The organism is Siphonobacter sp. SORGH_AS_1065 (assembly GCF_030818595.1).
In the GTDB taxonomy this organism is placed as follows: Bacteria; Bacteroidota; Bacteroidia; order Cytophagales; family Spirosomataceae; genus Siphonobacter.
The window spans coordinates 115,356-140,052 of record NZ_JAUTAM010000008.1; the positions used below are offsets into that span (position 1 = coordinate 115,356).

Annotated in this window: 22 protein-coding genes; 3 read left to right on the forward strand and 19 right to left on the reverse strand. The window is 42.8% G+C overall.

Going from position 1 to position 24,697, the window contains the following annotated elements; all coding sequences use genetic code 11:
* Window positions 1–73: 73 nt before the first annotated feature.
* From QE390_RS23060 to QE390_RS23070, 3 genes are all read right to left on the reverse strand, one after another.
* Window positions 74–1,042: a zinc-binding alcohol dehydrogenase family protein gene (locus QE390_RS23060; RefSeq protein WP_307144085.1), complete on the reverse strand. Its 969-nt coding sequence runs from the start codon at window positions 1,040–1,042 to the stop codon at window positions 74–76.
* Window position 1,043: 1 nt separating this feature from the next.
* A complete protein-coding gene (locus tag QE390_RS23065; protein ID WP_307144086.1) occupies window positions 1,044–1,406 on the reverse strand; it encodes a DoxX family protein in 363 nt (120 codons plus the stop codon).
* Between the two features lie 83 nt (window positions 1,407–1,489).
* Window positions 1,490–2,065: a Crp/Fnr family transcriptional regulator gene (locus tag QE390_RS23070; protein ID WP_307144087.1), complete on the reverse strand. Its 576-nt coding sequence runs from the start codon at window positions 2,063–2,065 to the stop codon at window positions 1,490–1,492.
* Window positions 2,066–2,189: 124 nt separating this feature from the next.
* Here QE390_RS23070 and QE390_RS23075 point away from each other — a divergent pair, with 124 nt between their 5' ends.
* Window positions 2,190–2,558: a hypothetical protein gene (locus QE390_RS23075; protein ID WP_307144088.1), complete on the forward strand. Its 369-nt coding sequence runs from the start codon at window positions 2,190–2,192 to the stop codon at window positions 2,556–2,558.
* Between the two features lie 432 nt (window positions 2,559–2,990).
* On the opposite strand, the gene QE390_RS23080 is transcribed toward QE390_RS23075, so the two are convergent.
* Complete coding sequence (locus QE390_RS23080; RefSeq protein ID WP_106636001.1) at window positions 2,991–3,449, reverse strand: hypothetical protein; 459 nt, start codon at window positions 3,447–3,449, stop codon at window positions 2,991–2,993.
* A gap of 198 nt (window positions 3,450–3,647) precedes the next feature.
* Complete coding sequence (locus tag QE390_RS23085) at window positions 3,648–4,355, reverse strand: class I SAM-dependent methyltransferase (protein ID WP_307144089.1); 708 nt, start codon at window positions 4,353–4,355, stop codon at window positions 3,648–3,650.
* Between the two features lie 781 nt (window positions 4,356–5,136).
* Between QE390_RS23085 and purL the strand changes: the two genes are divergently transcribed.
* Window positions 5,137–8,793 carry a phosphoribosylformylglycinamidine synthase gene (gene purL, locus QE390_RS23090; RefSeq protein ID WP_307144090.1) on the forward strand — a complete coding sequence of 1,219 codons (3,657 nt, stop codon included), beginning with the start codon at window positions 5,137–5,139 and terminating at the stop codon, window positions 8,791–8,793.
* A gap of 55 nt (window positions 8,794–8,848) precedes the next feature.
* On the opposite strand, the gene QE390_RS23095 is transcribed toward purL, so the two are convergent.
* A complete protein-coding gene (locus tag QE390_RS23095) occupies window positions 8,849–9,766 on the reverse strand; it encodes a cation diffusion facilitator family transporter (protein WP_307144091.1) in 918 nt (305 codons plus the stop codon).
* Window positions 9,767–10,049: 283 nt separating this feature from the next.
* On the opposite strand from QE390_RS23095, the gene QE390_RS23100 reads away from it, so the two are divergent.
* The gene (locus tag QE390_RS23100; RefSeq protein ID WP_307144092.1) at window positions 10,050–10,919 is read left to right on the forward strand and encodes a sugar phosphate isomerase/epimerase; all 870 of its coding nucleotides are present in this window, start codon (window positions 10,050–10,052) and stop codon (window positions 10,917–10,919) included.
* A 78-nt stretch (window positions 10,920–10,997) separates the two neighbouring features.
* On the opposite strand, the gene QE390_RS23105 is transcribed toward QE390_RS23100, so the two are convergent.
* The 13 genes from QE390_RS23105 to QE390_RS23165 form a co-directional block, all read right to left on the reverse strand.
* Window positions 10,998–11,459 (reverse strand): GyrI-like domain-containing protein, encoded by a 462-nt coding sequence (locus QE390_RS23105; RefSeq protein ID WP_307144093.1) that lies wholly within the window; start codon window positions 11,457–11,459, stop codon window positions 10,998–11,000.
* Between the two features lie 335 nt (window positions 11,460–11,794).
* Entirely contained in the window at window positions 11,795–12,532 is a 738-nt protein-coding gene (locus QE390_RS23110; protein ID WP_307144094.1) for a hypothetical protein, read from the reverse strand.
* 32 nt (window positions 12,533–12,564) lie between these two features.
* Window positions 12,565–13,581, reverse strand: a complete 1,017-nt coding sequence (locus QE390_RS23115; RefSeq protein WP_307144095.1) for a bestrophin family protein — start codon at window positions 13,579–13,581, stop codon at window positions 12,565–12,567.
* Complete coding sequence (locus QE390_RS23120) at window positions 13,582–14,016, reverse strand: ion channel (RefSeq protein ID WP_307144096.1); 435 nt, start codon at window positions 14,014–14,016, stop codon at window positions 13,582–13,584.
* Between the two features lie 236 nt (window positions 14,017–14,252).
* A complete protein-coding gene (locus QE390_RS23125) occupies window positions 14,253–14,699 on the reverse strand; it encodes a hypothetical protein (RefSeq protein WP_307144097.1) in 447 nt (148 codons plus the stop codon).
* A complete protein-coding gene (locus QE390_RS23130; protein ID WP_307144098.1) occupies window positions 14,696–15,049 on the reverse strand; it encodes a DoxX family protein in 354 nt (117 codons plus the stop codon). Before QE390_RS23130 ends, QE390_RS23125 begins: the two co-directional genes overlap by 4 nt.
* 75 nt (window positions 15,050–15,124) lie before the next feature.
* Window positions 15,125–15,880, reverse strand: coding sequence for an SDR family oxidoreductase (locus QE390_RS23135; RefSeq protein ID WP_307144099.1), 756 nt, complete (start codon window positions 15,878–15,880; stop codon window positions 15,125–15,127).
* Between the two features lie 91 nt (window positions 15,881–15,971).
* Complete coding sequence (locus tag QE390_RS23140) at window positions 15,972–16,340, reverse strand: AraC family transcriptional regulator (RefSeq protein WP_307144100.1); 369 nt, start codon at window positions 16,338–16,340, stop codon at window positions 15,972–15,974.
* 1,462 nt (window positions 16,341–17,802) lie between these two features.
* Window positions 17,803–18,372: an SDR family NAD(P)-dependent oxidoreductase gene (locus QE390_RS23145; protein ID WP_307144101.1), complete on the reverse strand. Its 570-nt coding sequence runs from the start codon at window positions 18,370–18,372 to the stop codon at window positions 17,803–17,805.
* Window positions 18,373–18,387: 15 nt separating this feature from the next.
* Complete coding sequence (locus QE390_RS23150) at window positions 18,388–18,519, reverse strand: hypothetical protein (RefSeq protein WP_307144102.1); 132 nt, start codon at window positions 18,517–18,519, stop codon at window positions 18,388–18,390.
* Between the two features lie 511 nt (window positions 18,520–19,030).
* Window positions 19,031–20,212, reverse strand: coding sequence for a glycoside hydrolase family 88 protein (locus QE390_RS23155; RefSeq protein WP_307144103.1), 1,182 nt, complete (start codon window positions 20,210–20,212; stop codon window positions 19,031–19,033).
* Between the two features lie 11 nt (window positions 20,213–20,223).
* Window positions 20,224–22,563, reverse strand: coding sequence for a glycoside hydrolase family 127 protein (locus QE390_RS23160; RefSeq protein ID WP_307144104.1), 2,340 nt, complete (start codon window positions 22,561–22,563; stop codon window positions 20,224–20,226).
* 489 nt (window positions 22,564–23,052) lie between these two features.
* A complete protein-coding gene (locus QE390_RS23165) occupies window positions 23,053–24,690 on the reverse strand; it encodes a RagB/SusD family nutrient uptake outer membrane protein (RefSeq protein ID WP_307144105.1) in 1,638 nt (545 codons plus the stop codon).
* Window positions 24,691–24,697 lie beyond the last annotated feature (7 nt).

Sequence of the window (24,697 nt, forward strand, 5' to 3'; positions counted from 1 at the left end):
TACTACTATACTGGTTCGGCTGTAAAACGTTGACTATCAAACGATCGACTAACAACCAAAAACTATCAACTAATTAAATGGTAACAACCAAACGTTTCCCATCTGACACCTCCATTTCCCACAATTTTTCAATGTCCGATAACTTCACTTCTATGGTCTCTACTTTGAGCTGGTTATCAGCTGCCAGTTGAAACATTTCTGGAAGTATTTCTGTAAATAACAGCTTCATTTCATCTCTTGTCCAGCTTCCTAAACCTGATCCTGAAAGCTGAAGATCCACACTGCGTAAATTCTCTGCTGATAACTGAATTTTGTCGCCTGTTACCGAACCGATGGAAATAAATCTGGTCTTGTGGGTAAAGGAGCCATTTCCTTTTAGAGACGCAAGTAAAAGTTCAGCCGTGTGGCCCCACAAATAATCCAGGATGATATCTATGGGCGTATTATTGTGTATGGCTTTCAGCTGGGTGATAAACGCTTCATCGGTTTGTGTCGTCAAAACCGTTTCGCCGGCCCCTAATGCTACTAAGGATTGGAGCGAGGCCTGATTTCTGCCCGTAACGATTACTTTTTTCGCTCCGTAATGCTTGGCCACCTGAATGGCAATTTTACCGGTAAATCCCGTTGCTCCGTTGATTAAAACGGTTTCGCCTGGTTTTATAGCTGCTCTGAAACGAAGAGCCATTGCCGAGCCCGCAACCGCATTAGGTAAGGCACAAGCCGAAGCGTCATCCATTCCATCGGGTACCTTTACTATTTTTCTTTTATCAACAATGGCTTTTTCTGCCATCATACCTTCGCCCAAAGCATAGACTCTGGTGCCGTCTGCCAGCAAACCGACCCCATCGCCGCCAATTACTATCGCGTTCTGTCTTTCGGCTTCGGCTGAGTAATGAGTGCCTTTTACCCTGCCTTTGTCGAAATTTTTGATGGCTGCTGCTTTTACAGAGATTACTAACTCGTCGTCATTTTTTACGCCTGGTTCTGGAAAATCGGCGTATTGGGGCATTTCGCCCTGCTGGAAAATTACTGCTGCTTTCATTTTATTGGTTTAAATGATGGTAAGTGAAGTACGAAGTGAGTAAGAGGGCCAATGCCAGTAATGCAGAAGAAGATGAGATCAGCGAATCGCCTGAGGCAAGATGGGCAATGAACCCCGAGACAACCGTGATGAAAAAACCTGCGTAAGCCCATTCTTTCGGGTTATTCCTAACTACAGGAAGCAACAAAGCTGCCGTTCCTAAAATCTTGGCAATAGCCAATTCTACCCGGAAGTAATCGGGAAAGCCAAAATGAACGCAAAGTCTTTTTGCTTCTTCGGAAGTTAAATACGCCTTAGCGTTTGCCAACATCCAGACCGCAAAAAGACCCGTCGATATCCAGTAAATTATTTTTTGAGACTTCATTTTACATTGTCATTGAGTACAATGCAAAACTATTCGGAGGCCTATCAGGCAAGCGATAACATATGTTATCAAATTCAGACCTGCTATTTTCCTTTCAGCAGCTTACTTTTTACCCGACTTAAATGGACAGTAGTAATCCCCAGGTAAGAAGCAATGTAATGTTGCGGGATACGCTGAATGATTTGGGGTTGGGTTTCTAGAAGATGAAGATAGCGTTGCTGCGGTGTGTCTCTTATGAAGGAGAGGCAATGTTTCATGTAATGGATATTCCGGTCAAATAAGGTATCGATGAGCTTTTCACGTACTTTAGGGATTTCAAAGCCGTCACGCATGATTTGATCCATATCTTGCTTATCGATGACCCATAAAGTGCTGGGCTCTATGGTTTCCAAGGTTACAATACTTGGAATATTCTTCTTGAAGCTTTCTACGGATGATACTCTTTCATTCTCGAAAAAAAACTGAAAGGTTATGTCTTTTCCATCGTTGTTAAACCAGACCCTAATGCATCCTTTTTCAATGAAAAACGCCTTTTTTGAGATTTCGCCCTCCTGTATCAACACCGTTTTCGCAGGAACCTGTATTCTTTTGAAATAACTCGCATACTGATTCCACTGCTTATCGTCAAATGGCAGTATGTTTTTCAGCTTTTCTAACATAGATGGTTGCATTTTGGGAAAGATGAATGTATAATGCAGCAGGTAGCATAAATTATGAATTTGTAGATGGTTATGCTTTATACCAACGACCTGGAGAAAGACTTTAACTCATAATCAATAGAGTATGAAATTATTAGCAAAAAATGAAGAGGTTATTTCTTTCTTATCGGATAAGGAGAGTTTGATAAGTGGTACTATCAAAAAAATTAGTATACAAATTAAGAGCAATATTTTATTTATTGGTTTAGATATAACATTAATGTATTCAAAAAAGTACAAATCTATTTATCTTGAATTTGAAGCAATCAAAGAATATGGGTTCTATTATTTAGCTGATAGTTCTTTCTCAACTATTGAAATATATAAATTTTTTAAAAATGAAAATTTATTTTATATCTCATTTGATCCAACCAATGAAGAACTCATTATGGATAAAAACGACAATGATTTTATCTTAGCAGAGAAGGTATCATTGTACCAAAGTTCCGAATAGGGATAAAGAACTTGTTTTTCTAACTTACTATCTGTGCGGTTAGGGTGTCGTTCTGCAAGCTCAATACTGACAATGGTTTGGATAAACGCACTAACGCTCAGTTAGAGCCTATCTGCCGAGTGACGATATAGTGTAGTAGGCCTCTGGCCGATGATTGCAAGGATCTTTTGCTGAAGAAAGGTTTTTTTTTATCCGCTACTAGTTTGCATCTTACCGGCCAGAGGCTTAGTAGCCACTTGGCTAGAGCCGAGCGACTGTGTGAAGGCTAGTTTTCCTTAAGACCAAGCACTTCACCAAAGGGAATAAGGTTCTTCGCTACGCTCTGAATGACAGGAAAAAATAAAAGAATAATAGCATAGCTAGGAACGATAGGAGACATTAAGCAATAAAAAAGGCACATGTTCAATCATGGGCCTTTTTTGTGCGATATGGTTAAAATCGTTTTCCGAAGGAAACACCCAGCCAGGGGCTTAATCCGAAATTGTTGATGATAGGAGTGAGCATGATCCGCCAAATCCACTCATCATAGGTGTGGCGACGGTAACCAATGCTGGGAATATAACTCGTGAAATGGTCGGCATCCGGGTTGGTTGAGGCTCCACGAAGTTTGCCATCTGCCCGGGCAAAGGTAACGCCCACGCCCATTTCAATGTAAGACTTTTCTTCTTCTAACGTAAACAAGTAGTTGGCTCCCAATGGAATAGTGAGGTATTTGGCGTTGTGATGGTAATACCCCAGGCCTGCCCGAAGACCAAATTTAGGCTTATCCGTTAGCTGTAGTTCATAATTCAGAGAACCGTATAACCCAGGTCCACCCGCTTCGACGTATACGCTGTGTTGAGATAAACTTGCAAAAGTGGTAGGATAGGTTTGACCTGAAGCCACACCCATTATCAATAGGCAGAATATTAGTATAAAGGTTGATTTCATAAGCGAGCGTAAAATGAACAAAGGCAGCTTTTCTCTAAACAGAATTATAACCCCGGTTGTTGCTAAATCTTTTCATAGACTTGGTTTGCGATGAAAGTTTAACAGTAGCTGATAATCCAGATTCGTTGGCTGATTGCAAAGAAAGTATTTAAAATCTTCTCATTTTCGGCCACTTAAACCACTGGCACAACCGAAAAAATAGGGCTCATGCCTTACTTCCAGTCCAGCCTCTTCAAATACCTGTTTTACGTAGGAAGTATTTTTAAACTTTTCAGTATAAATCCAGAGCATTCGGTAATCCTCGGGATTTCCCAGAAAAAGTTTTCCCAGGATTGGAATAACTTTTCCTAAGTAAAATTTGTAAAGCAAAGCGAGCATTTTATTGGATGGCTTTGATACTTCTACAAAAGTAAACACACCTCCTGGTTTTAAAATGCGGGTTACCTCTTTGGCCAGGATTTGAAGCTGCTCCTGATTAAAGGTCTTCAAACCATAGGCACAGGAAACATAATCGAAAAAACCAGTGGGTAATTGATTAGCCAAAATATTCTGACACGTAATCTGTATTTTATTATCAAATTTTCTGGCATTTTTCAGCTGACTTTGCCGAACCATTTTTTCTGAAAAGTCCAACGCCCAGATGTCTGCTTTGGGGAAATTTTTATGGAGAAATTCCCAGTTTTCACCCAATCCTGAAAGTAAATCAATGATTTGTATGGGTTCCTGAGAGGCTCCTAATTTCCGTAAAAACTGTTTTCTCCAGCGAATAGAAAACCCAAACGAGGTAATGTAATTCATCCGCTCATAAGAGCCGGACATTTGATTAAATAGTTCTTTAACGTAATCAGGTTCGTAAATATCTGGCATCTAATGACTTAATAATATTTGGTTTGTACAGGTGCACAAATATAAAAGCGAACGCTACAGGTAATAAAAATTTGGGATCATTGGTAATGGCTTCAGAAGACTGCTTAAAATGTCTAATCGTTAGCATTATTAATGCGAATCATGGGTTTTGAAATCTTTACTGATCACGAAACGAATGGAATCACTCCGGATGAGCGAGAAACGAAGCCGCTCTCTGTGATCTCGAACGTAAGGAAAGACCTTCTGGAATGGGACTGGCTTCGTTGTTCGGCAAGCGTCGATGGGAGCAAGCCTAATTTCGTTTAGGATAAGGTGTTCTCTGACCAGCTTCTGATTTGCATGCTATCGGCCAGAGGCCTAGAGCTAAGTGGTCACTCGGCTCTAGCCGAGTGACTGCGGGGAATGCTTGGGGCCTCATGGCAGGTAGGAACCTGCCTTATCGAGTAGGAACGAGATGGAATCTCGCTCCAAAGAAGAAAGGTTTACTCACGACCTCCCTGTTTTATTAAAATTCCATTTATTAGAAAACCCCTTCCTATTAAAAAGAATTTGGTCGGAATGATCCGTTGAGTTTTTGTGTTGCCCAATCAGATGAACACGCTTTCAGCCCGCGTTTGGGGTTCGGAAAGGTGGGCAAATGTAATTTTAAGCAGAAAAGGGGTGTGAAATCACTCATTTTTCATGCTCCTTCCTTCAACTTGGATTTTTTTCTGAAAAACGGTCGAATCACGCTACCTTTGTAGCAAGTACTAAGCTTTTATCTAGCATTACGACTCCAAACATGATTTATTTCTTTTCTGCCGATCAGGTTACTGTTTACGCGGTTGAAACCCAGCAGTCTTTGACTGACGCGGACATTTCTAAATTGAACTGGCTCTTCGGAGATTCATCCTTATTGCCAGAAACTACGATCAATCAGGTGTTTACGGGCCCGCGGGCAGCCATGATCACCCCCTGGAGTACCAATGCTGTAGAGATTACCCAGAATATGAATATTACGGGAATCAGCCGAATCGAAGAGTTTACGAAAGTAGCGGCTGATTTCACCGGTTTTGATCCGATGGTTTCTCAGAAATATGAGGAACTCAATCAGGAAATCTTCACCATCAACATCGAACCCGAACCGATTATCGAGCTGGATGATATTGCCGCTTATAACAAACAGGAGGGTCTTTCGCTGAGTGATGAAGAGGTAGAATACCTTAATAATCTTTCAGAAAAATTAGGTCGGAAGCTTACCGATGCCGAAGTATTTGGCTTTTCGCAGGTTAACTCCGAGCACTGCCGTCACAAAATCTTCAATGGCACTTTCGTGATTGACGGTGAAGCTAAACCTACTTCTCTGTTCAAGCTGATTCGTAAAACGTCGGAAACCAATCCTAATGGTATTGTTTCGGCGTATAAAGATAACGTGGCGTTCGTGAAGGGCCCTCGCGTGCAGCAGTTTGCACCGAAACGTCCCGACGTTCCCGAATTTTACGAGGTAAAAGAGTTTGACTCAGTCATCTCTCTGAAAGCCGAAACGCATAACTTCCCAACGACGGTTGAGCCTTTCAGCGGTGCTGCTACGGGTTCGGGTGGAGAAATTCGTGACCGCTTAGCCGGTGGTCAGGGAGCCATTCCTCTGGCGGGAACGGCGGTTTACATGACGGCTCTTTCTCGTCTGGAAAAAGATCGTCCCTGGGAGAAGGGTGTAGCCGAGCGTAAATGGTTATACCAAACGCCGATGGACATTCTGATTAAAGCGTCTAACGGTGCCACCGATTTTGGTAATAAATTCGGCCAACCCCTCATTACGGGTTCGGTATTAACCTTTGAACACGAAGAAGACGGTCGCACGCTGGGTTACGATAAAGTAATCATGCAGGCGGGTGGAATTGGCTACGGCAAAGCCGAGCAAGCCATTAAGCACCAGCCCCAACAGGGCGATCAGATCGTTGTAATGGGTGGAGATAACTATCGCATTGGCTTAGGCGGTGCGGCGGTGTCTTCGGCTGATACGGGGAAATTCGGTTCAGGGATTGAGTTAAACGCCATTCAGCGTTCAAACCCTGAAATGCAGAAACGCGTCGCTAATGCCGTTCGTGGATTGGTGGAAAGTGATAACAACCCCATCGTTTCGATTCACGATCACGGAGCCGGTGGACACCTGAACTGTCTGTCCGAATTGATTGAAGATACGGGCGGATCTATTGATCTGGATAAGTTACCCGTGGGCGATCCTACGCTTTCAGCGAAAGAAATTGTAGGTAATGAGTCGCAGGAGCGGATGGGCTTAGTGATTGGCTCTGCTGATGTGGAAACCCTGCAACGCATTGCTGAACGTGAGCGGGCTCCCATGTATAACGTAGGTGAAGTAACCGCCGACCATCGCTTTACCATTGCGTCTCACACAAAAGACGCGAAACCGATGGATTTGGCACTGTCTGATATGTTTGGCAGTGCTCCCAAAACCATCATGGTTGACGAAACGGTAGAACGTACCTATCAGCCCGTTACTTATGATGTGAATGAATTAGAAACCTATCTGGAGGCCGTTCTTCAACTCGAAGCGGTGGCTAGTAAAGACTGGTTAACCAATAAAGTAGACCGTTGTGTAGGTGGTCGCGTAGCGAAACAGCAGAATGTCGGTCCCCTGCACTTACCCCTCAATAACGTTGGGGTAATGGCTCTGGATTTTCAGGGTAAAGACGGGATTGCTACTTCCATCGGTCACGCCCCAATCTCGGCTCTGATTGATCCGGCAGCGGGTAGTCGTAATGCGGTTGCCGAAGCTCTTTCAAACATCATCTGGGCTCCACTTGAAGAAGGTCTGAAAAGCGTTTCGCTATCGGCTAACTGGATGTGGGCCTGTAAGAACAAGGGCGAAGACGCTCGTTTATACCAGGCCGTTCAAGCCTGTTCTGATTTTGCGATTAGTTTAGGAATCAACATTCCAACGGGTAAAGATTCGCTGTCCATGAAGCAGAAATATCCCAACGCGGATGTGATTGCTCCCGGAACGGTGATTATCTCCGCAGGTGCCCCCTGTAATGACGTGCGTGGCGTGATTGAGCCCGTTTTACAAAAAGACGGCGGTTCGATTTACTACATTAACCTCTCGGGCGACCAATACAAGCTGGGTGGTTCTTCGCTGGCTCAGATTCTAAACCGAATTGGTAACGAAACCCCGGACGTAGTAAATGCCGAAGCGTTCAAAACCGCTTTCGATGCCATTCAGGAATTGATCAAAGCCGGAAAAATTCAGGCGGGTCACGATGTAGGCAGCGGTGGTTTGATTACGACCTTACTCGAACTTTGCTTTGCGGATCGCAACCTCGGAGCTACCCTGGACCTGACTTCCTTAGGGCAGCAGGATAGCGTAGCGAAACTGTTCGCTGAAAATATTAGTATCGTATTCCAGGCAGATGCTTCAGTTGAGGAGATTCTGACTGCCAAAGGAGTGACCTTCCATAAAATTGGTGAAGTAACGGCTGAAGCTACGGTAACGATCAAAGATCAGGACGCAAGCTGGTCACTAAACGTCGATCACCTGCGTGATGTATGGTTCAAGACGTCTTACCTGCTCGATCAGAAACAAAGTGGTGTGGCCAAAGCAACAGAGCGTTTTGAGAATTATAAAAATCACCTGTTGCAATACCATTTCCCTACGCAGTTCACGGGTAAAAAACCAGTAATCGAAGGCTACCGCCCGAAAGCAGCCGTTCTTCGGGAGAAAGGAAGTAATTCCGAACGCGAACTGGCAAATGCTTTATACCTGGCGGGCTTCGAAGTGAAAGACGTTCACATGACGGATTTGATTTCGGGTCGGGAAACGCTGGAAGACATTCAGTTCCTCGGTGCAGTAGGTGGATTCTCTAACTCCGACGTACTAGGTTCGGCTAAAGGCTGGGCTGGCTCGTTCCTGTATAACGAAAAGGCGAAACAGGCTATTGAGAAGTTTTTCCAACGCGAAGACACCCTTTCCGTAGGGATTTGTAATGGCTGTCAGCTCTTCATCGAGTTAGGATTAATTAACCCTGACCATGAAGTGAAGCCTAAAATGAAACATAACGAAAGCCACAAACACGAAAGCTTGTTTACTTCGGTAACGATTCAGGAAAACAATTCCGTGATGCTTTCAACATTGGCGGGTAGCACACTCGGGGTTTGGATTTCGCACGGTGAAGGTCGTTTTGAGCTTCCTTACGACGAAAGCGAATACCAGATCACGGCGAAGTACACCTATCACACGTATCCGGCTAACCCCAACGGTTCCAGCTTTGATACCGCAATGATGTGCGATAAAACGGGTCGCCACCTGGTGATGATGCCTCACGCCGAACGTTCGGCCTTGCAGTGGCACTGGCCTTATTATCCTGCGGGTCGTAAAGATGAAGTTTCTCCCTGGATGGAAGCTTTTGTCAATGCGAAAAACTGGTTAGTAGAGAAACAATAATTGGTAATTATTCGATAGTAAAAGCGGACCTGCGAAAGTGGGCCCGCTTTTGCATTTATAACATCCATTTACGCTCGGTGGTGAAAGAAATCGTTAACCACATCTGGTAATCGCCTTTGATTAGGTCATACAACTCCTGACGAATCCGATCCAGTTCAATCAGGGGCTTCTGAGCCTGATCTTTAGGTAACAGGAAGTCAATTTCTACGGTATAACTGCTGCCCGTTTTAGCGACGCGAACCAGTAAATCTGTAAAACGATACTGTTGGGCAATTTTTTCCGAAGCTTCGTGAATCTTGTCTTCTACTTCGTCGTCGGGAGCAAACTGAAGTAACTCTTTGATGTTTTTCCAGAACGTACGAGCCGGAATTCGCATGAACAACAGCGAAATAATCAAAACAATGATGGGATCTAAGTAAGGAATAAGGCTGGAGAAGCTTGTATCCTTTAAAAAGTAGCTCAGCGAGAGCACGACTAAAACGCCGAAACTCAGCAAGGCATCCAGTTGCCACTCATTCGCCTCAATCAAAACGTAATCCGACTTTAATTGCCGGGCTTTTTTACGGAAGTATAATCCCAAACCAATGCAAACGATAATCGAGGTAATCAGGTAAGGAAAGGCAATGGTTAATTCTACTTTTCGTCCGCCGTTCAGAATGTCAATAATGGAAGTGGCGAAGGAATAGAGGCACAGGAAAATGATGATGAGCGATTGAACGGAGATATAAAGTGGTTCAAACTGCGAGCGGCCAAAAGGTAGGTTATCGTCGTCGGGCTTGCGGACAAAGTTGGTGACAAACAACGAAACCCCGGACATACTGATCCCGACCAGCGAAAAGAGTGCATCAAAAATAATGGATTTTGAATCGCCGAGAATACCAATGGCTACTGCCCAGACGGTTAATAGGGAGCCAATGGCAATGGAAAGTTTTATCAACTTTCGTGCTTTGAGTTTTTTGCGGCGGGGGTTCATGACTATAGAAGCATATACTAACTAACCAAAAGGGAAGCGAAGAAGTTAGGTTCTTTTGAAATATTTACAAATACTTAATACAGCAAAGATACCTTCAGGACTCAATTTTAAATAGTTGAAAAAGTATCAGTTTAAGTTAAATTAGGAACAGTTTAAGTGGAAGAGGGATTAGAAAAGAGCTGTTTTGAATTATTAACAATAGATTCTGCTGGTGAAGGTTGGATAGGCCATATGATTTACGCACATTTGCCTTTCTCTGAACAGGCTTTTACCATCCATTAACATGCAACGTCGTCATTTTTTGAAACAATCCGGTCTTCTTGCTGCCGGTGCCTTCACGCTTCAACAGTCCAAGCTTTGGGCTGCCCCCTCTAAAACGATTAGTCCGTTCGGTGTTCAGTTATACAGTGCCCGTGACGTACTTCCTAAAGATCCTAAGGGTATCATGACCCAGTTGGCTCAATTCGGTTACAAGCAATTCGAAAGCTACAGTGGTCCTAAAGGTTTCTTATGGGGCATGGAACCCAAAGAAATCAAAACCTTCCTCGGTGATTTAGGCGTGAAAATGGTTTCTACACATTTCGATTTCGGTAAAGCAGCCAATAGCTCTGATCAACTGAAAAAAGACATCGAAATGGCAAAAGGGGCGGGCCTGAGTTACCTGTTGTGTCCTTACATCGGTGCACAAAAGAGCTGGGATGACTGGAAGAAAATCGCCGATAATTTTAATAAAGTAGGTGAAGAAGTAAAGAAAAGCGGTTTGAAGTTTGGTTACCACAACCACGATTATTCCTTCAAGCCCCTCGATGGTAAATTACCACAGGAGTTCTTACTCGAAAATACGGATCCTAAAAACGTAATGTTTGAGCTGGATCTTTGCTGGATTGACGTGGCAGGTGTTGACACCGCCGAGCACCTGAAGAAATATGGCAAACGTTACGAACTCTGCCACATCAAAGATTACACCGTGAAGGGGGGCAGACCCGTACAAAACGACATCGGTGAAGGAGCAGTGAATTTCAAGAAAACCCTGCGGAGCGTACTTGATAACAGCAGTATCAAATACTTCCTGGTTGAGCAGGAAGAATACCCGAGTTCACCCATGGAAAGTCTGAAAAAAGACGCTGAGTACATGAAGAAACTTAGTGTTTAAGATTCAGTTTTTTATACAAGAAAGGGACAGCTCTCGCTGTCCCTTTCTTGTATAAAAAACTGAATCAGTATAACGATTCTAGTCCTGTAGAGATATAAATGTTTCTACTTCGGCCTGGTCTCCGTCATGGTATTTTATCCCATGAACCGTAAAGTCAGCCTTATAAGCCCGTTTTAAGTCTTTATTGCCCCAAATTTCTACCCAGGTATTGAAAACAGCTTCGGGCATTTTTCCTTTGGATATGAATTTCTGATACACCGAAGTTTCGATGGTCATTCCTACAAAACCTTTTGGGATCGTTTCTAAGGAACGCACGGGTAAACCAATAAGGGTAGTATAAGAACCGGTAAAGTCAGTTTCATAGTCGGTGTAGACAGCATAGATATCGTCACTGACTTTGTTAGGAATTTGCTTTTGGATGTCTTCACCCCAAAATCTGCCCCATAGTGCCTCAATGTCTTTGGCAGACTGTCCGTTTGCATTGGTTGTTCTCGTTGAAATCCCGATTACATAAAATTCCTGAATGGTTTGATTACTCATTGCTTTGAATGGATTTTTTAAGATTGAGTGATGAACGACAGAAGCGTTGTATAGAAGAATAAACCTGTACAAGCTTCTGATGACCCTCTTCTGTAGATCACGTTGTAAAAGTAGAAGGCTCCTGTGACAACCCTGTGTCAGGAGTAGCGAACGTTATTTACAAGTATCAAACTATTCTATGAAGGTCATTGAATGAGGTTCAAAGGGTTGACTGGGCATCAACAATGCTAAACGCAATGCTCTGTAACCATTTCTCAATCTGCAAAAGGTACTAATCAATCCGTTTTCTTAGGATAGGTTACTTCAAAGAACTTACCGCAAACGCCTGTTAGTAGCTATTGATAAAACTTATCCATTAAACTCATTTGTTTTTGGGTAGATAAATCAAGGCAATCGAAACGCTTGTAAGAGCAGAAAGAGCCCATATCTTTATCGCCATTAATAAAGATTGCACCAATAAGAATCACGTATTTACAGGGATAATTGGTTTTACTCACTAATGTTTCAATACGTTCGTTAATGGCTTCGTACATGACTTCTGTCGCTTCAAATAGTTGATTAGCAGCAGATTTTATTCGATCAGCCTTTTTCAAAAAGATTTGTTCGATGGTGTTCATCTGATAATCCAAATCAGTGACGTTGCCGGCTTCGATCTGGTTATTCAAAAGCTTCCCCAATGCACCTTTCGCAGCCCCACAACAGGCTGAATTTTCGCTTTGCCCTATTCGATGAATTTCACCAATAGTCCCATCTTTGGTTATGCCAATGTGAGGGGCATAAAATACAACGACGGCTCCATCTTCGGGAACGTGGTGGGCAAAAGCATTCATTCCGGTAACTCCTGCAAAAGGATAGCCGTTTAAACCTCCCATATGAAAAGGCCCTAGCATTTCATAAGCCCTGGGTGGGTATTGAATCGCATTGACATCATCACAACACATGCTATCGGCGTGCATGAGCTGGTTAGGTTTTAATCCTAATTCGTTTTCAATCACGTCGAGTAATTGGTTTACGGTATCTTCGGTTGTCTTAGCGTTTGGATACCACTTCTGTACAGTTTCTAGGTTGGTCATCAAAAGATTTGTTTTGTTTGCTCAATAACTGCTTAAAGCACAATGGTATGTTGGGCTGAGATGGCAGGTGGTAAATCTTTTTCACCTAGCATTTCTCTTAAATCTATTTCTATATTTCGGCTTATCTGCGTAATGGGAATATCGTTCGCTCCTCCCTCAAATGGATTTTCGGTACTTTCGCCAATTTGTTCTAACACGAGAAAAACCCAGCCTAAAATGATACTGAATGGAATGGTTAACCATACCATGCTTTCGCCAAATTTTTCAGTCAATTTTGAAAATTCACCTATAAAGCCGAGTGGGAGCAGTATACAAAACAAGTTTGTAAAGTAGAGGTTAATGCTCGAAAACTGACGCGGATAAGGGAAGTTCTTAATCCTTTCGCATTTGCCTTGCTGATCGTATAAATCTTTTAACTGATTGGCTAAAGCCACATAGTTATAATCTGAAATGATACCTCGTTCATTCAACGTCTTTAGTTGTGAGGATTGCCGGGCAATGGTTTGTGTAGCTCTGTTCTTAGTAGAAAGGATGTACTGACGTTCTTCTGCACTTAAAAAAGTTTTCAATTCTTCATCCAGATTGCTTTCCCATTCAGGCACTTGGTAGTATTGCAGGTATTCTTTATTGTAACTTTTTGTTTTAATATTTTCCCAACTCTTTGTTTCTCTTAGTTGAAAACGCAAGGCGGTAAGCCACGCAAAATGACGGTAAATGATTTCTTTGTGTAAAGCGGCCTGTTCTACTTTGTCGCTAGTGCGTACAAAATCCTTTACCATGATACCCAATGCCCTACTGCTGTTGATAATAGCCCCATAAATTTGCCGGGCCTCCCACATCCGGTTATAGGTTTGTGTGTTTTTAAATCCTGAAATAAAGGCTGTTGCGGTACCTAACAAAGCAACCGGTACCCACGGAATAGCCAACCATTTTATATCCAGGAAGTAAAAGAGTACGGTGGGAATGGTGCTTAGTAAAAGCATTTTGTAAATCTTGGTTCTCGTCCAAGGAATGAAGTGCAGGAGCTTATAGTGGCTGGCTATGTTCATTTATTTTGTATTGGATGAAAATTTACTCAAAAGAATACCTACTAAAACGACTGTGTAGAATTGCCCGGCAATCCCAATAAAAGCAGTGATGAGTTTAGTAATGTGATGATTGGGGGTGATGTCTCCAAAGCCTATGCTGGTAAAGGTGATGGAACAGAAATAGACAAGGTCGATATAGATAGCCGCTGGCGAAGAAGTATCAATCCCTTTAAAAGACTGTAAGTTTTGATACATGCAATATTGTAACAGAAAAACAGAGATTTCTATCAGTAGTAAGTACCCACAAATGGATGCGGTGATGACGTCGCTATTGATGTAACTGGGTTTTAATAAGAACCGAAGCAGTTCCAGAAACATAAATACAAAAAACACTACGTAGTTGATGTTGAGAAAAGTAAAATACCAGGGCACCCCCTTAAAAAATGGGATGCCCATGGGTAGTACTAACACAACTATAAAATGCAGGTTTCTGAACCAATGCCGCCAACTACGTTTACCGGTAAACATAAAAATGCTTCCTAGTCCCAATACCAGCATATTGATTGGCCAGATGGTTGTGGTATAGAAATCTAAATCGGTAATGAAAATTCCGATAAACAGATGTTGAACCAACGCGAAAAGCAAAAATTCGTACTTGAGTTTTTGTAACCTGCTTATTAACTCACACATACTTATTTTCCTTGTCCAATGTCCAATCTATCAAATTGACCCTCAGCGTTTTGATGAAATTTGAAGAATACTTTGAATGTCCCCCATTGCCCTGCGAAGAAGTCTCCATAAATGCTTTTACCTTCATTCTCTACCTTGTCAATGCTCAGAAATTTTTCTTTATGATTGAAAGCATTATCAAAAAATGATTTAAAGTTCAAAGTTCTGCCATCATCTGTAAAAATGGGGTCTTTTGTGAAGAAAGAATAAAAGGTTAATTTATCTCCACTTTGTAAGGCATCAAATGCTTTTTTTACCGTTTCGTTAGTTAATTTATTAGTGTCCATTTTATTAATAATTTGAAGGTTTTGTACTTCTGATTTTTGAGTTGGGATTACCTGTTTACTTTGCCCACAAGCAGCGAAGCTACTTGTAGTTAGTATGATAAAAAGTGTATATAAATTTTTCATACCGTTTTAGTAAGCGGATGCTGCAAATAAATAATAATTAAATTCAGTAATAAAAAAGGTACTTCTATAGCTACCCCTTTCAAGTCTTTGTCTAATGCATGCAAACAAATAATCATTAAAATACCTGCTGCCATCAGAAAATTGCCCCATACAAATGTTTTAGGAAATAAGATTAATAAGGCTGCTATCATGGTAACTAATCCGTTGACCATGATAGCTGTTTTGCTAAAATTCCAATTGCCGAACATTTCCAGCATTTCGGCTTTTCCTGAAAACATTGCGTAGCCCTGTTTCATACCCATGAATACAGCGATAAGAATCAGGATTGAGTTGATGATTTTTAGTATCATAACGAAAGGTTTATGTTAATGCCAAAGGCAAACGACGGATGCCATTTGCCTTTGCAAGAATCATTAAATCAACGTTTATCGGGTGGTGTAGCCACCATTGGCAAAGATGGTTTGCCCGGTAATCCACCAGCCATCCGTAACTAAAAATTCTACTAATGGGGCGATGTCTTCAATTTTAGTTAAGCCACCCAAAGCCGACGCAGATTTATGGTAAGCAACCGCCTCTTCGCTTTCTTGTCCGTAGAAGAAGGGAGTATCCATGGGGCCGGGTGCAACCGCGGTAACAGAAATGCCGCGTCCGCCGAACTCTTTAGAAGCGGCTCTGGTGAAGTGTTCTACGGGAGCTTTGGCACCCGCATACGTAGAGTAGTAGCCAGTAAAGGCAGCTAACAACGAGGTCACGATGGTGCAAATTTTGCCCTGGTCATTCAGGTGTTTCCCTGCTTCCTGTAAGAAGAAATAGGCTTGCTTTGCATTTACGTCCATCATGGTGTCGTACTCTTCTTCCGTAGTTTCAGTAAACGGCTTTTTAAGTACCATTCCAACGGTGTTAATGGCAATATCTACTCCACCAAACGATTCTTTTGCTTTAGCGAAAAGACTGGTGATATTGGCAATGTTGGTTAAATCGCTTTGAACCAGAATCGCTTCACCACCCTTGTTTTTGATTTCTGCCAGGGTTTGTTCTGCTTCCGCTTTCGTTTGATCACTATTGTAATGAACTACTACTTTTGCACCTTTTGAGGCCATACTTTTACTCAACAAACCACCCAGATTCTTTGCACCGCCTGCAATGATTACCACTTTTCCGTTTAAATCGTTCTTTGACATAGTAGGAGTATTATTAAATGTTAACCCTGCAAAGGTCAAGAAGCGGAAGGTCTATTTCATGGTGAACTTTTCGGAACTTTTATAGAGGAAGTTATTTTTTGTAGTCTTTCCGAAATTCACCAGCGGTTTGCCCGGTAAATTTTTTAAAAAACTTACCAAAATTGGAGGGATCGTAAGTTAGTTTTTGAGCTATTTCAGCGATAGATAAATCGGATTCTAGCAGAAGGGATTTTGCTTTATCTAAAATTTTAAGGTCATAAAAATGACACGGATGATGCCCGGTTGTTTGCTGTATTGTATCGGAAAGATGGGAGTGTGAAACATACAATTCTTGAGCAATCTGATTGAGTTTTAAAAAATCGTCAAACTGACCATTTACCACGTCTTCAATATGTTTATCGAGAAAGGCGAAATATTGATTGGTAATTTCTTCGCTCCGTTTAATCTTGCTTTCAGCCATAATTATTTATAATATGTTGAAGGTAAATTTTACTAAAATAGTATACATATAATTTATATTATTCAATAAACAAAATTCTATATTTTAGAGCTTGTCAGAATTTGTTAATAATATTCTGTTTTAGTTCTACTTTCATTAATTACACCCATTCTAGAGTGTGAGCTATTTTCTTTTATACGTATCACTATTTGGTTTACGACTTCTTGTGCATCAGCTTTTCGTTGAAATAAATTCTGGTCTAATGCCATGAAGATTAAGTAGTTAAATATTTATAGCTATTTAATTGTTGTTATTTATATAAGCTGAGGTGAATTTCTTTCATACCAGATGTTTCTTCTATAACAATTGCTTTTGTTTAAGTTCTGCTCGATTTTCTGTATTTCTCAAATAAAAGTAATAATCCAGTATCTACCTAGCTTTAGGTATTGAAAAGCATTAACAAACAATCATAATTGGTGTTCAAATGTAAGTATAAGTAATCATATTGCCCTTTTGATGTTTTTACTTTCGTATCAGAAGCTCTTTAAGCGTATTCGAGATATTCGGAATGACAGATTAGGGATAATTTTATTGTCTCTCAAACGAAAGGCTTTCCGGGTAAGCGTACCTGGAAAGCCCTTCGCTGAAAATCGTCTTCTCCCTGATGCCATAGAGCAATACTGCTCTAACACTTCAACGTATTGAACCTGAATGCGGTGTCCGCGGTTGTCGATGCGTTTGGAAGTGACCTTTGGCATCATGATACGCAGACTGTCAGTACATCACTGGAGCACCATCTGATCCATTTTGGCTAGCCAGAACTGGCGATCGTTTTGAGTTGTGGTTGGATTAGTGGAACTCTTTTTTAGTCTTTTTTTGAACCTATCGCAGTCGCTCGGCTCTGCCGAGTGACGAAAAGGAATGCAGGCCTCTGGCCGATGGTAGGCAAAGCTTTTAGGTTAGGCAAGTCTGTTGGTTTCTGGTTTATTTCTTTTCCTCAGATGGCCAAAGGCCTACAGTTATGTGGTCACTCGGCAGAGCCGAGCAACTGCGGGGAAGGGGACTTGCCTAGATTAGTACTGCTCCGTTTCTAAGTAAGGTCTCTCTCTACGTACGAGATGATAGTTTTAGGTTTACTATTGCTAAGTGTAGTGTTGCTTGCTGCTGACTCCCCCAGTCGCTCGCCTCTGCCGAGTGACGCAATGGAATGCAGGCCTCTGGCCGATGGTAGGCAAAACATTTTAGGGTAGGCAAGACTATTGGTTTCTGGTCTATTTCTTTTCTTCAGACGGCCAGAGGCCTACAGTTATGCGGTCACTCGGCAGAGCCGAGCGACTGCGGAGTATAATGAATTAGTTGAATTTATCTTGATCGATTTTAGAAGGAGTTATTTTGAGTTTAGATAATTAAATTGATTGAATACAAATGCCCGTATTATGAATGTTGATCGTTATGTATATTCACATATTCTTTTGGTTGCATTTTACAGCCTATTATAGATTATGGATGGCGTTATTTTTAGCAACATTGCTATCAGTAACCAACGTTTTGTAATGTAAACTATCTTTCTTTGTTTTTTTATACTTGCTACTATTTTCTGTGCAGCTTCAGTTGGCTCTACCGTCCAGGGTAAATCTTTTCTGGAGAGCATAGTAGTCGCTACAAATCCTGGTCTGATATCGGTAATTGTAATATTACTTTTTGTTTTATAAGATTTTTGTTTTAATGCTTCCAGGTAATTTATTTGAAAAGCTTTGGAGGCAAAATAGGCTGGTGAGATTCTGTTGCCTCTAAGTCCGGCAACAGACGTTATCGCGACAATATGACCATAGCGTTGTTTATCGAAAAAATGATAAAACCAGTTGAGAACAAAAGTAAACCCAGTAATATTTGTTTTAACAATTTCTATTTCTCGTTCAGTATTAAGCTGCTCATTATCTCCTCCTAATCCTGCACAGAAAATCATTAAGTCTATTTTGCCAATTGTCTGAGTAAGGTGTTCTAGTTTTGATTTTGTTTCTTCAATATTATCTACATCCATTTCTAACGGCAAATAGGCTTGTGTATCTTAGGCATGAAGATCGTCTAGCAACATATTTCTTCTACCTGTTATGATTACCTGATAATTATCATTCTTTATAAGTCGAGCTAATTCTTTGCCAATGCCGGATGTAGCTCCTATAACAACTGCTTTTTTCATGTTAGTTGGTTGAATCTTGTGCAATCGTCTCTTGGTCTCAAATAAAGGTAATTATCTAGTATATAACTAATAAAATACTTAGTAATTATTAAAAATAGTCCTGTTTTATGGGTATATATTACTAGATAAAATTTGTAAGTCTAGAAGTTTTTCTAGTTTGGTCAGACTAGGTTCATCTCATGAACCTGCTTAGCAACCTGTTCCTATTGTAACTATTATGCAGAGAGTTCTCTACTGGACAGGTTTAGGCGTGTTTAATTTTGTCATTCTCCAAAAAGACAGGAGTTCCAGGTTATTTACCTGGAACTCCTGTCTTTTTGGACTCTCTCTTATTACTTCTGCTATGAGCCTGCGGAAAATTTTCGCCATTCCAGATTTTCTGGATACTTTACTTTTTTGGAGTTTTTTATACTAATCTGTCAGTCAAGGCAAAGCGGGGACTTGCTTAGGTTAGTAACCCATCCCATTTCTAAGCATGGATGAATGATAAAAGAACGTCACCCGCAACCATTTAATGCTTAACCGGATCAGGCTTTTTAGTGAGATGGCGATGTAATTCACAACCCGCCAGCAGAAAAGCTCCTACTCCAAAATTGGTGGTGGAATGGGCATCTACAATCTGACCGGGGATGGCTTTTTCGCCAATGGGTTGCACGTAACCAATCTTTCCGTCGGGCTGTAAAGCTACGGTTGAAAGGTACTCCCAAGCCTTGAGAGCCGCTGGTAAGTAGGTTTTTTTAGGTAAATAGCCGTGATTGATTCCCCAAAGCATGCCGTAGGTAAAGAAAGCCGTTCCGCTGGTTTCGGGGCCGGGAGCGTGCTCGGGATCGAGCATGCTGCGGGTCCAGTAGCCTTCTTTCTGCTGAGCTTTTAGAATGGCTTCAGCCAGTCCCAGAAATTTGGTTTCATACGTTTTCCGGTGCGGATCATTCTTAGGTAAATCCTGCAAAACTTTGGCTAATCCGGCAAAGACCCAGCCGTCGCCCCGAGCCCAGAAATCTTTTTTCCCATTCGCACTTTTATGCTTGGGATACACGTATTTGGCATCACGGTAATAGAGTTTTTCTTCCGCATCATACATGATAGTATTGGCGTAAGAAAAGTATTCATTCAGTTTTTCCAGGTATTGTTTGTCTCCCGTCACTTTATGGAGCTTTGTCATGACGGGCATTACCATGTATAACCCATCCGCCCACCACCAGTAGTCCGATTTCGGTGTGCTCATTTCGTAAGTCATCACTTCTTTCGCTCGGGCAATTTTATAAGGTTCGGGTTTCAGGTTATACAGGTCTATGTACGTCTGGAAGCAAATCTGCCAGTCTCCAAACAATACATAATCGTCCGTCTCACCATAAGAATATTTCCAGTTTTCAGGCTGGGTTGATTTAGCTCCTTTCCATTCATTTTGTTCGGCCCAGGCTTCGGAGTATTGACGGTATTTTTCGTTTCCGGTACGAAAATACGCCTCCATATTTCCCGTGTGATACGCAGCATTGTCCCAGAAAGCCCGACCCTGTTTCGGATTTTTCGTTTGCCAGTAGTCATTTGCTTTTTCAATGTCCTGTAAAACGGCCTTGGCCGAAGGCTTCTTCTGGGCGTAGGTAACAAGCGTGCCGCACAGCAGAACAATGCTGAGGTAAGTGGTTTTAATCATGGGAGATCGTAATGGAATGGGAAGAGGAGCTCTTCCCATGAATTTGGAATTTACTTTAATAGGCGGACTTCATAAATTGGCCCGGTTTCTGAGCCGGCTGGAGCTTCGAATTTGATGAGAAGGGTATCCGATTTCTGAGCTGCTTCGGGTAAGGCATAGGTTTTCGTGAAGAAACCTTTACCGTCATTTTTCTCTAGCTGTACCTTTTCTAGGAGGGCACCATTGAGGTACAGGTGAAAACGTTGCGGAGCATCATCCGAATGGAACGTTAACTGCAAGCTGCGGGCGGCCTGATTTTTGTTTTTTAGTGAATAACTAAACCAGCCTTTGGCCCGACGGAAATGCACGTCTTCGTGTACGCCAATATCTGTTTTCTCACCCTGAAAGCCATGATCGGATTCGGGTTGCTGCTCACCCGTAGCAATTTTATCTACCGTCGAGTTTTCCAGCTTCAGCGTTAACTCATCGCTTTTCTCCAGTTCTTTCAGTCGGGCTTTCTGATTCTCGGGAGAGGCATAAGGCCAGTAAATCATGTACCGACTTTCATGAATTTGATAAAAAGGTTGTAGTTCAGCCGCTTGTCCCGTCAGACGGAAACGTAAATGCTGACCGGAAACGGGTTTAATACTGGCCACTAAATCATTTGGATTCGATTGGATCAGCAAAGGAGCCTGGGCTAAAGGCGTCATAGGTCCGTGGGCAATGTGACCCATCCGGCTGTCATCGGCATATAATCCAGCTAGATTCTGCTTGCCCGTGGCACTTGCCAGAACGATGGGGCCGTGTACGAACGATACCCAGGCCGAGGAATCAGGTAACACTTCGGCGGTGGTGGTCATGGGCAAGTTCAGGCTAAGTTGATCGCCGGTTTTCCAGGTGCGGTCAATGATTACGTAACCTTTATCATCCGCCGAAACGTTTACTGGTTTTCCGTTCACTTTTACCTGAAAACCTTTGGCCCAGAGGGGTTGACGCAGGTGCAAAGCCAATCGCGTAGGCTTTGTTACTTTGAAGCTTAGCCGACTCTGTTCTTCTTCGGGAAAACGCGTTTGTTGGGTTAAGGTTAATCCTTTCTCTTTCCAGGTTAAGACCGAAGGAATAAAGAGATTCACGTATAAGCTGGATGCATCATGAGCATATATCAACTGGCCATATTTGCCGTGGTTTTCCATGCCCGAACCCACGCAACACCAGAAGCCTTCCTGCGGCTGGGAGTACACGCGGTAATGTTGTGGACGCATCGGCGTAAAGTACACAAATCCGCCTTTCTCAGGGTTTTGCGAGGAGAGGATGTGGTTATATAACGTTCGTTCGTAATAATCTACGTAGGCTGAAGAGGGCTGACGGCGGTATAGATCTTCCGTCAGTTTCAACATGTTATAACTATTGCAGGTTTCGGGGCCTTCCACGGAATTTACCATTGACGTGAAATTGGTAGCGGGGTGAAAGTGCTCCCGCACGCTATTTCCACCGATGGAAACCGTACGATGATGTACTACCGTTTGCCAGAAGAAATCCGCTGCGTTGGCCCAGGCGGCGTCCTGATCTTGCTGAGCTACGCGTAAATAACCAATGACTTTAGGAATCTGCATGTTTGCATGCAGACCGTTGAGTTGATCTTTCTGGTTTAAAAGTGGTTGGAGTGTCGATTGATCCGAAAAACGCCGGGCGAGCTTCAGGTATTTTTTATCCCCCGTAATGGCCGCTACATCGGCAAAAACTTCGTTCAGACCACCGTGTTCGGAAATTAATAACTGCTGGATCTGCTCATCGCTCAACGAAGCCGTAAGGTTTAGCATCCAGTCAGTTAACGCGATCAACATTCCTTTGGCTTGTTGATTGCCCGCAATAAGGTACGCATCCCTTAAGCCTGCGAAGGTTTTATGAATATTGTACAGCGGTACCCATTTGTGGTTGAGTGAAAAAGTACCCGCGTCAATTTTCCCGTTTTTAATCTCGGCCCAGATGACCTTTCCGCCCGGAACACCCCCGACATAACCATCGCCATTTTTTCGCTGACAGGAATCCAGTACGCTGACCATGTAATTCAGTCGGCGAGTTGCGTCTTTGTCTCCCGTTGCCGCAACCATTTGAGCCAGAGCCGTGAGGTAATGGCCGCCAATGTGACCATCCAAACCCGTATTTTCCCAGTTTCCATAACTTTTAACCGCTGACGAAAGTCCAGCTTCCCGGCGGTAAGGAGCCAGAAGGCGTTCGGGATTCAGTTTAAGGATGTACGCTAAATCGGTTTGTTGGGCTTGCTGGAAAGGGCCGGGTAGTAGTCGGACGGATGAAAGAGGGAATGTTTCGACTTGCTGGGCCTGAGTAGAGCTGAACACGAGCGAAAGCGTCAGTGCTGATCCGAGGGTTTTGAGGCTTAACTTTTTCATGTAATACCAGAAATTCCTTTTCTATTATGAGGTTAACGTTTTCTAATATGAGGTTAATGTTGAAAGATAACCTTCATTTTAGAATTTAATTATTAAATGCCGATTTAATACGCTGGCCAGTTGACCTTTTTACGAGTGGATGACTGTTTCGTAATAGTCATAGAAAAGAACTGTCTTTATGGAACGCAGAGATACGTATTTCTGCCAGCGAAAAGCTGGCAGCGGTATGCCCGGTATTACTTTCTAAAAGTAGGCTCGAATCCTAACCTTTATAAACGTGAACGAACGAGGTACTGTTTCAGAGTACCTTCTGGCTCTCAACTACAAAAGGTTTCAAAAGCCATGATTCGCACGTATAGCCATTTGATGATTATGAACTTAAACAGTCGCTTGACCTTCTCAGAAAAATTGCTGGCAGTATTTAGTAAAACCCAATAAAACACAAGAATCCTGGCTGGAGTAACCCAGCCAGGACTTTTCATCGAATCATTAATTATACCCAGGGTTCTGTTCCAGTACGGCATCTTTATTAAGCTGAATTTCCGTTAAAGGAATAGGCATTAATAAATGCGTATTGCTCAGACCGCGAGTCGGGTTAAAGCCATTGTTTCCGTTCAGACGCGTGGCACGCTCTACCAGCGTTTTGGTTCGCATGAGTGTCATCCGGCGGTTTTCCTCCCCAACCAGTTCCCGAACGCGTTCATCCAAAACAAAATTAAGGGTCATCTCTGAAAAAGAAACTTTACCTATACCCGGATAACCTGGGAAGGCCCGCTCGCGAAGCGTATTGATACTGGTTGCGGCTGCTTCGAGTTTCCCCTGTTTTACCTGAGCTTCAGCCAGTAGCAAATAAGTTTCACCGAGACGCATCAGTACCATGTCCTTGATCATTGCATAGCCAAACGTATCGTTTGGATCGAACTGATACCATTTGGTCGTGTGCGGTGCCAGGTTAAATACCGTATCTGCTCCTGCGTAGGGAACGGGTTTGCCGAAGGTCGATGGCTTGCTGGCATCGTTATAAACATATCGGCGACGAATGTTGTAGGGTGAGTTACGAATGTCTCCGGGCTTATAAAGTTCATAAAGAACCCAGTTACTCAATCGCAGACGACCCAGTGCCCGACCTCCCGTAGAATCGGAGAGAGCCATACCCGGTACGTTGTGGTAAGCCGCTCCCCATACCCGGCGTTGTTGCGGGTTATCGGTGATACCCCCAACAACGGTATTGGGGTTTTCCTGCTCCAGTACCCAGATCGCTTCCGTGTTACCCTGTACCCGACGCTGGTTTCCGTAAATGAACATGTCGTGGTAATAGTCACCGGGTTGCGTCGACTGAATGCCGTAGCGACCTTTCACTAATTTGAATCGACCACTGTTGATAATGCTCTGCAACTGAGCCTCTGCCAAATCGGGTTTGTCCATTCGCAGGTAGGCTTCCGCCAGCAGTTGCATAGCCATGAATTTATTCGCCCGGCCATAAAGCTTCCCTTTGGTGTTACTCCCCACGCTTTCAATGTCGGGTAAGTTATTTACTGCAAAGGTCAAATCTTCTACGATCACTTTATTTACCTCATCGAGTGAAGCCCGTACGAAGTCTGTTTTAGGTGCGGACAGAGCTTTCGTAATAACTGGAACCCCACCAAAACAGGTTGCCAGGTTGTTATAGGCGTAAGCTCTGAAAAACTTGGCTTCAGCACTGATGCGATTCTTACCTCCCTGACTGATTGCCGTTAAACTGGGGTCCTCAACAGAATTAATGATCGTATTGGTGAGGTTTACCATGATGTAGTTCCGGTTCCAGAAATAACTTGCTGCTCCGTCCGTAGGCGTTAGCAGGGTATAGTTGTAATACGGAATTTCGATCCCTTGCTGATTGGGCGTTGCATTGGCAACGTCCGTACCTACTTGCCAGACGCTAAGCCAGCCTTGTTGACCAGACCAAGAGTAATACGTACTGGTATGGTTGTAAAGACCCACCAGCGATGAATTAAGACCTAGGGAGTCATTTAACGTAATGGGGGTATACGAAGAGTAAGGTTTTTCGTCAAGAAAGCTTTTCTGACAGGAAGAAGTTGCCAGTACCACCGCCGCGAGGGCAGCCAGCTTTACATATATTTTTTTCATTATGATC